This window comes from Chitinibacter bivalviorum (assembly GCF_013403565.1).
In the GTDB taxonomy this organism is placed as follows: domain Bacteria; phylum Pseudomonadota; class Gammaproteobacteria; order Burkholderiales; family Chitinibacteraceae; genus Chitinibacter; species Chitinibacter bivalviorum.
In genome coordinates this window covers 22,895-28,994 of the sequence record NZ_CP058630.1, presented here as the reverse complement: position 1 = coordinate 28,994, position 6,100 = coordinate 22,895, and the positions used below count along the sequence as shown (strand labels likewise).

Here is a 6,100-nt window from a genome sequence, read left to right as displayed (position 1 = left end):
GACTTAGAACAGACTTTCCTGCACAAACACCGTATCGTTCTCTCGCAGTAAGTCCGTTAATTTTTGCATCGGTCTTTTCTAACTTACCGTCTGCATCTACTCGGTGGATTTCTACACTGCGTTTTGCTGCACGATTATTAAAACCGCCGGCAACTGCCAAAGCTTGCATCACAGTCATTTTTGGCTCGAGCTTGAATGCACCAGGGCGATTAACTTCGCCATATACATACATCTGCTTGGCTCGTGGCACAAACAAGGTGTCACCATTTAAAATGCGGATGGTACGCTTTTCTGGATTTGCTAACTGAGTAAGTAAACTGAGTTGAAACTCCAGTTTTTCTTCGCCTCGTAACACAACAACAGTATCGCCCCCCATCGGGTTAATACCGCCAGCAATCGCAAGCAAATCAATTAAATCAGTAGAGCTATCTAGTGCATAACGGCCAGGTTTATTCACCTCACCCAAAACAGCAACGCGCTGACTGCGATATTGCACAATCAATACATTGACGTTTGGCTTTTTAATAAAGCCACCCGCGCTCAGTTTCTTGCTAATTAATGATTCTGCTTCGGTGTAATCCAGCCCAGCTAATTTAACTTCGCCAATGAGAGGGAAAGCTAAAGAACCCTCATTATTGAGTTGTACTTCGGTCGTCAGATCTGGATGATCATAAACCTGAATCTTGACGACATCACCGCGCCCAATACGTACTCCCCTTTCGGCGCAGCCAAAACTAAAGTACTAATCATGGTTAAGAAGCAAAACCATAAAGCTACACCAAAAAGATTTGCGCATTATTTCAACCCTTTCAAACCTGCTTTAAGACTTTCATCCGTCGCCGAGCCTGCTTCTGCATTTGGTTTAGGTGCTTGTGCCGTTTCAGATGCAAAACGCTGTAAATATTCAATCTTAGCTGCACCTTTCAATGCTTTCATTTTTGCCTCAGCTTGCGTTTGGGCTTCGTTATTACCTAAATAACGTTTAATCATTGGCTCTGCTTCTTTTGGTGCTATTGGAGCTGGTACTGTCGCTTTCAATTGCAACAAGACCATTTTGTCACCTTCTGCAGCGCCAAAATATCACCCATATTCATCGCAGCAAATTTTGGCAGCATAGCCATTGGCAATTGTTCAGCTGCACGTGCAGTTTCATTGGTAGTGAACTGAATATGCGCGCATCCAAGGCGGATTTAACTTGTGCTGCCGTTGTTGCGGTATCTAGTGATTTTGCTACGGCATCATTGTATGAGGCTTTGTCGAGTACAAATGTGACAAATTCATAATTTTTACGCTCGGCAAATAACGCGGGGTTTTTTGCATAAAAATCATCAATGGCTGATTTTGATGGCTCAGTTGGTTTTCCGATTACACGCCCGCAGCCCAGAATTGTCGTTTCGCATTTTCAATGGCTTGCAATACATTGGGCTCGCGATCTAATTAAGTTCAGAGCCTTTTGTACTAATAATTCTTGATCAATGAGTTGATCTAGTACTTGTTGTTTTGCGAGGCTTGTGCATTTGGAATTTGGCCCAAGACAAAATTCAACTGATGCACGGTAATTTCTGCATCATTTACTTTAGCCAATACTTGGCTTGGCGATTTTTTTTCATCTTTGTCATTACATGCAGTCAATGAACATGCAATCAGTACAGCAAGAACCAGTGGTTTTACATTCATTGTGATCATCCTAATTTAAAATGCATTCCGATCGCGGAACATCATTGTTGCAGTTTGCCAAATTATCTTTACGTCCAACCAAACAGACCAATTGCGTAAATAATCAAGATCGTATTCAACCCGGCGCTGCATTTTTTCCAGTGTATCAGTTTCACCGCGGTAGCCGTTCACTTTGCGCCCAACCGGTAATACCCGGTCTAACTTTATGCCGAATCATATAACCACGAATCAACTGTCGATATTGCTCATTATGTGCATTTGCATGTGGGCGAGGACCGACAATACTCATTTTGCCTTCAAGCACATTGATAAACTGTGGTAATTCATCCAATGACGTTTTGCGAATAAACCCACCAATCGGCGTTAAACGGCTGTCGTTTCTCGTGGCTTGGGTTACTTTATCCCCGTCTTCCATGACTTTCATCGACCGGAATTTATACACCAACACACTTTGACCATCTTCGCCATAGCGTCTTTGCTTAAAGAATACAGGCCCTTTCGAAGTGATTTTTACCGCAATAGCGACCGCCAACAATATTGGCCAGATCAAGCTCAAGATAAACAAGGACAAAATAATGTCAGTGATTCGCTTCACGACACCATTCATACCTAAAAATGGACTTTCACAAAACTACCGGCACCCCGGCCACATTGTCAAAGCGCGCATTAATGAGGTCAAAGACAATAAGTCAGGAACAAAATAAATCGACACCGTACTATCTTGCAATTGCTCCAACAAATCGACTACCCGCGGCTGAGCCGTCATCGGTAAAGAGATATAAATTTGCTGAATATTATGTGCCTTGACATAGCTATTAACTTCTTTTAACCCACCAAGCAATTTGCCTTTTTGCACATTCGGTAAACGATCTTCCGTACGGTCGTCAAAAAAGCCGACAAAATCCATTTTTAGGAATGGATGCTCCTGCATATTTTTTGCCAACACCAATCCTGGTTGGTTGGCTCCAATAATGATTACTTTCTTTGCATCTGCTCGTTTATCGCCATCGGGCCTGAGCACTAACCCGAAACATAGCATGCGTAACCAATAGCGATACTGGCGCAACCAAAACCAAGTCAGGATAAATGGTGGGTAAAAATAATCATCAAATCCCGATAGTCGCCGAGCAAAGTAAGGCTAACAACCACAGCTAACCATTCGAGTGAAAATCGCCCAACCCCCAGCAAAGGGCGTGAATATCCAGGCACAAAAAGGAAAACACCATCCAACAATAATGCTGTTAGCAAAAAAGCAAATGCAGCGAGCAGTAATTCATGTCCATCAGTAGCAATCTGAAACGGCACGCTTAAAGCATACAAACATGCGACAACCAAAATCGGGTCTAAAAAGAGCTTAAAAAAACTAACCATGGGCGCAGCGTTCGAGAACTCTCGAAAGCGATCCCCCAATAAGCTAGGGCGCTCAATATAATTGTCAAATAACCCAATTTCTGTTGCTTTCATCAAATGGGTGTGATCATCTTGATGCACGTTTATTTCGCTTTTTTCAACTGTCGGGTTAATAAGATAGTTACTCCCATCGCCATCAGCGCCAACGTTTCAGGTTCTGGCACAGGGGTAACTGGTGCTACCGGCTTTTCAACACTTGGCGGAATTACACTTACAGGTGGAATTGTGATCACAGGAGGAACGATCACTGCGGGCGGAACAGCGCCCCCCGGCGTGCTCGGAACAACTCCGAGAGCTCGTGAATTAAAGCTTGATATTTGACGCCTATTCCTTGTGCAAATGGTAAAGAATCATGCATCGAAATAGTTCGTGCCGTTTGATATTGCCCACCTAATCCCTGCGTCACATTTGTAAACACTTGTTCAATGGCCGTTACGCCATTACGCTGGTTACCACCTAATACCCGAATCAGTGGATCGTTCAGCTCAGTAACAGGCTGACTAATTGCAGCAAAGGCTGAATTAGCAATAATTAGACTTAAAATACAACTTATCGTCTTCATAATAATCCCTCTTAATAGTCATAGCGCACAAATACACCTGCTTGCGCATCATCGTAATCATCAAGGCCTTTATCCACATTGCTTGTTATATATTGGAAATAAGGATTGATAGATACACACTACGTATTGGTCGATATGCTGCACTTAATCTCGTGGTGTTGTAATTTTGCTTACGTCCATTAATGCCTAGAGTACTTTCTCTTTCTTGTTGACGATAATTAAAATTAAATAACCATGACAATTTTTCGGTCATAGCCCATCCGCTAGAGAAATAAGCAGTGCGCTCTAGATTGCGCCCAGCACCATCATTAAATTGCTCAAAGTTTTGACCAACGCCAGCACTTACTTTTGTCTTATCGGTAATCTGCCAATTAAAACCTATATCGCCTTGTGGTTTTGACTCGGTTGAAGCCGTATCTGCTTTTGATTTCCAGCTACTTAATCCAGCATTCGCAGTGAGATTCAAGTTAGCAGTTACAGGCCACAGCAGCGACAAGCGCGTATTTTGCTCATGATATCCGCGTTTATCGGCGGGCAAAAATAAGTTTCTGAGATAGCTATAGTCTTGCCATTGGTGAATCAGACTAATCACCGAGCCTTTATCGGTATTAAACCGCACACCCAGTCCGTAATTGACAACCCTTGCATCTTGATATTTCAAATCACTATGTGTTTGTTCATCGTAACCAATATTTGCAAGCAAAGCCCAGTTGCTACTAAATAGCCAATTTCCATTCCAGCTCGCACTATTATCGTTAATCATGTCGATGATCCCATTACGGACATCTTCAAACGAATTCATGCTGTAACTGGCGCGCGCATTCAAATCACCAGAAAACTGACTGCCAACCTGCCATTTCCAGCCTAATTGGCCATTCCAAGAGGTGTAATTAAGCTCATCAAACTTCAAATATTGCTGCCTAGCTGCATTAGCTGCGACATACAAAACTTGGCGCGAAAGCGGCACATCAATGCGCCCGCCCACAGATGCAACTATGCTTGAATCACCACGCTGCCCATATTCACGGGTGATGCTATTGCTAGAGCTATTTGGTAGCAAAAATACATTGTCGTCATATCGATAATCAATTGCGGCATTCAACTTTAAGGTGTCGTCTGCATCATAAGCCGCAAAGCAGAAGGATGTGACCATCGCGGTGAATAGCCACAACTGGTTTATCGATAACGATGCTTTCAACACAAAATCTCACTTACACATAACATACGAACAAAAAAACAAAAGCTGACGTAGCCAACTCATCCAATTCGCATGCATTCTATCATCACTGAGATTAAAGTGCTGCTACAACAAAAAACAGTATATAGGCACATACTTATACAGTTTTTTCTGGATTTAGCCCCAAAAAATAGGCTCAACCATTAAATTGACCTTAAACTTCGCACAAACATCCTTACTCACAGCTTCCGATAACAACTTCACCTGTTGTTGCGTTGCATCCCCCAGATTCACCATCACTAGCGCTTGCCGTTGAAACATCGCAACAGAGCCCAATGCACGGCCCTTCCAACCTGACTGCTCAATCAACCAGGCTGCTGCTAGCTTATAAGTTTCTTCACTCACCTTGTACTTGACGAGTGCAGGATATTGCTCGACCAACTCACCTACAAGTTCCTGGCTCACAATTGGATTTTGGAAAAAACTGCCCGCATTGCCAATTTCTGCTGGATTAGGAAGTTTCTGTAACCGGATTTGGCTAATCACGGTTGAGATATTTTTGGCAGTGGCTTGCAAGCTCTGTCTTTCCAATTCCTGTGCGACATCGCCATAATTGGTTTTAGCTTCGTACCGCTTCCTCAACTGAAACGTCACGGCAGTAATGCACCAGTCGCCATAACCTTCATGCTTGAAAACGCTATCTCGATAAGCGAAACAGCACTCTTCCCTAGCAAATTCTTTTTGCGCACCAGTTTTTAGATGAATCGCAGTTAATGAATGAAATACATCCTTAATTTCAATACCATAGGCACCGATATTTTGGACTGGAGATGCCCCTACAGTCCTGGGATCAATGATAGATTTTCGAGCCCCCCCCAACCTTGCTCCAAGGTCCATTGCACAAACTCATGCCAGTTCTCACCTGCAGCCGCGGTGATATACCAATATTCTTCATCTTCATGAGTGAGCTGTCGCCCTTTGAGGTCCATTTTCAGCACCAGCCCATGAACCAGCTCGGGCAGAATGAGATTGGATCCGCCTCCCAAAATCGACCATTGAATTGATTTAGTTTTGGGGTCAGCAATGCAGTCAAGCAACTGCTGAGGCTGTTCGATCGATATGAAATACTCGGCAACTGATTGCAGGCCAAAAGTATTTAAGGAGGTCAGTGGATAGTGTGATTGGATTTGTGGCATGAGTCGCATGCAAGTGATCGGCAAAACGACATTATCTACTAGCTATTTAGGCTTTGGAAGAAAATATACCCCAATCCC

General features: G+C 43.3%; 12 protein-coding genes and 1 pseudogene. All 13 read right to left on the bottom strand.

What is annotated here, in order from left to right; genetic code table 11:
• Positions 1-496, bottom strand: a 496-nt coding sequence (locus HQ393_RS17465; protein WP_246308025.1) for an SLBB domain-containing protein, incomplete at its 3' end; no start/stop codon positions are given.
• 60 nt (positions 497-556) lie between these two features.
• Positions 557-658 (bottom strand): annotated as a pseudogene (locus tag HQ393_RS18080) (polysaccharide export protein EpsE); the annotation flags it as partial.
• A 137-nt stretch (positions 659-795) separates the two neighbouring features.
• Positions 796-1,053, bottom strand: coding sequence for a hypothetical protein (locus tag HQ393_RS17460; RefSeq protein WP_179358581.1), 258 nt, complete (start codon positions 1,051-1,053; stop codon positions 796-798).
• 432 nt (positions 1,054-1,485) lie between these two features.
• Positions 1,486-1,677 (bottom strand): hypothetical protein, encoded by a 192-nt coding sequence (locus HQ393_RS17455; RefSeq protein ID WP_179358580.1) that lies wholly within the window; start codon positions 1,675-1,677, stop codon positions 1,486-1,488.
• Between the two features lie 15 nt (positions 1,678-1,692).
• The gene (locus HQ393_RS18000; protein WP_308419953.1) at positions 1,693-1,809 is read right to left on the bottom strand and encodes a sugar transferase; all 117 of its coding nucleotides are present in this window, start codon (positions 1,807-1,809) and stop codon (positions 1,693-1,695) included.
• Between the two features lie 19 nt (positions 1,810-1,828).
• Positions 1,829-2,272 (bottom strand): sugar transferase, encoded by a 444-nt coding sequence (locus HQ393_RS17995; protein ID WP_308419951.1) that lies wholly within the window; start codon positions 2,270-2,272, stop codon positions 1,829-1,831.
• Between the two features lie 36 nt (positions 2,273-2,308).
• Positions 2,309-2,743, bottom strand: a complete 435-nt coding sequence (locus tag HQ393_RS17990; RefSeq protein ID WP_179358579.1) for a nucleoside-diphosphate sugar epimerase/dehydratase — start codon at positions 2,741-2,743, stop codon at positions 2,309-2,311.
• An 11-nt stretch (positions 2,744-2,754) separates the two neighbouring features.
• Positions 2,755-3,168 carry a hypothetical protein gene (locus tag HQ393_RS17440; RefSeq protein WP_179358578.1) on the bottom strand — a complete coding sequence of 138 codons (414 nt, stop codon included), beginning with the start codon at positions 3,166-3,168 and terminating at the stop codon, positions 2,755-2,757.
• Positions 3,169-3,170: 2 nt separating this feature from the next.
• Positions 3,171-3,320, bottom strand: a complete 150-nt coding sequence (locus HQ393_RS18075) for a PEP-CTERM sorting domain-containing protein (RefSeq protein ID WP_179358577.1) — start codon at positions 3,318-3,320, stop codon at positions 3,171-3,173.
• A gap of 11 nt (positions 3,321-3,331) precedes the next feature.
• Positions 3,332-3,649, bottom strand: coding sequence for a hypothetical protein (locus tag HQ393_RS17430; protein WP_179358576.1), 318 nt, complete (start codon positions 3,647-3,649; stop codon positions 3,332-3,334).
• An 85-nt stretch (positions 3,650-3,734) separates the two neighbouring features.
• Complete coding sequence (locus HQ393_RS17425) at positions 3,735-4,850, bottom strand: hypothetical protein (protein WP_179358575.1); 1,116 nt, start codon at positions 4,848-4,850, stop codon at positions 3,735-3,737.
• 153 nt (positions 4,851-5,003) lie between these two features.
• Positions 5,004-5,723 (bottom strand): UDP-N-acetylmuramate dehydrogenase, encoded by a 720-nt coding sequence (murB, locus tag HQ393_RS17420; RefSeq protein ID WP_246308024.1) that lies wholly within the window; start codon positions 5,721-5,723, stop codon positions 5,004-5,006.
• Positions 5,663-6,022: an FAD-binding protein gene (locus HQ393_RS18185; RefSeq protein WP_246308023.1), complete on the bottom strand. Its 360-nt coding sequence runs from the start codon at positions 6,020-6,022 to the stop codon at positions 5,663-5,665. Before HQ393_RS18185 ends, murB begins: the two co-directional genes overlap by 61 nt.
• Positions 6,023-6,100 lie beyond the last annotated feature (78 nt).

Bases quoted from the DNA above. Each gene is read 5' to 3' on its own strand.
- HQ393_RS17460 (WP_179358581.1), bottom strand. From the start codon at position 1,053: ATGGTCTTGTTGCAATTGAAAGCGACAGTACCAGCTCCAATAGCACCA.
- HQ393_RS17455 (WP_179358580.1), bottom strand. From the start codon at position 1,677: ATGAATGTAAAACCACTGGTTCTTGCTGTACTGATTGCATGTTCATTG.
- HQ393_RS18000 (WP_308419953.1), bottom strand. From the start codon at position 1,809: ATGCAGCGCCGGGTTGAATACGATCTTGATTATTTACGCAATTGGTCT.
- HQ393_RS17430 (WP_179358576.1), bottom strand. From the start codon at position 3,649: ATGAAGACGATAAGTTGTATTTTAAGTCTAATTATTGCTAATTCAGCC.
- murB (WP_246308024.1), bottom strand. From the start codon at position 5,723: ATGGACCTTGGAGCAAGGTTGGGGGGGGCTCGAAAATCTATCATTGAT.
- HQ393_RS18185 (WP_246308023.1), bottom strand. From the start codon at position 6,022: ATGCCACAAATCCAATCACACTATCCACTGACCTCCTTAAATACTTTT.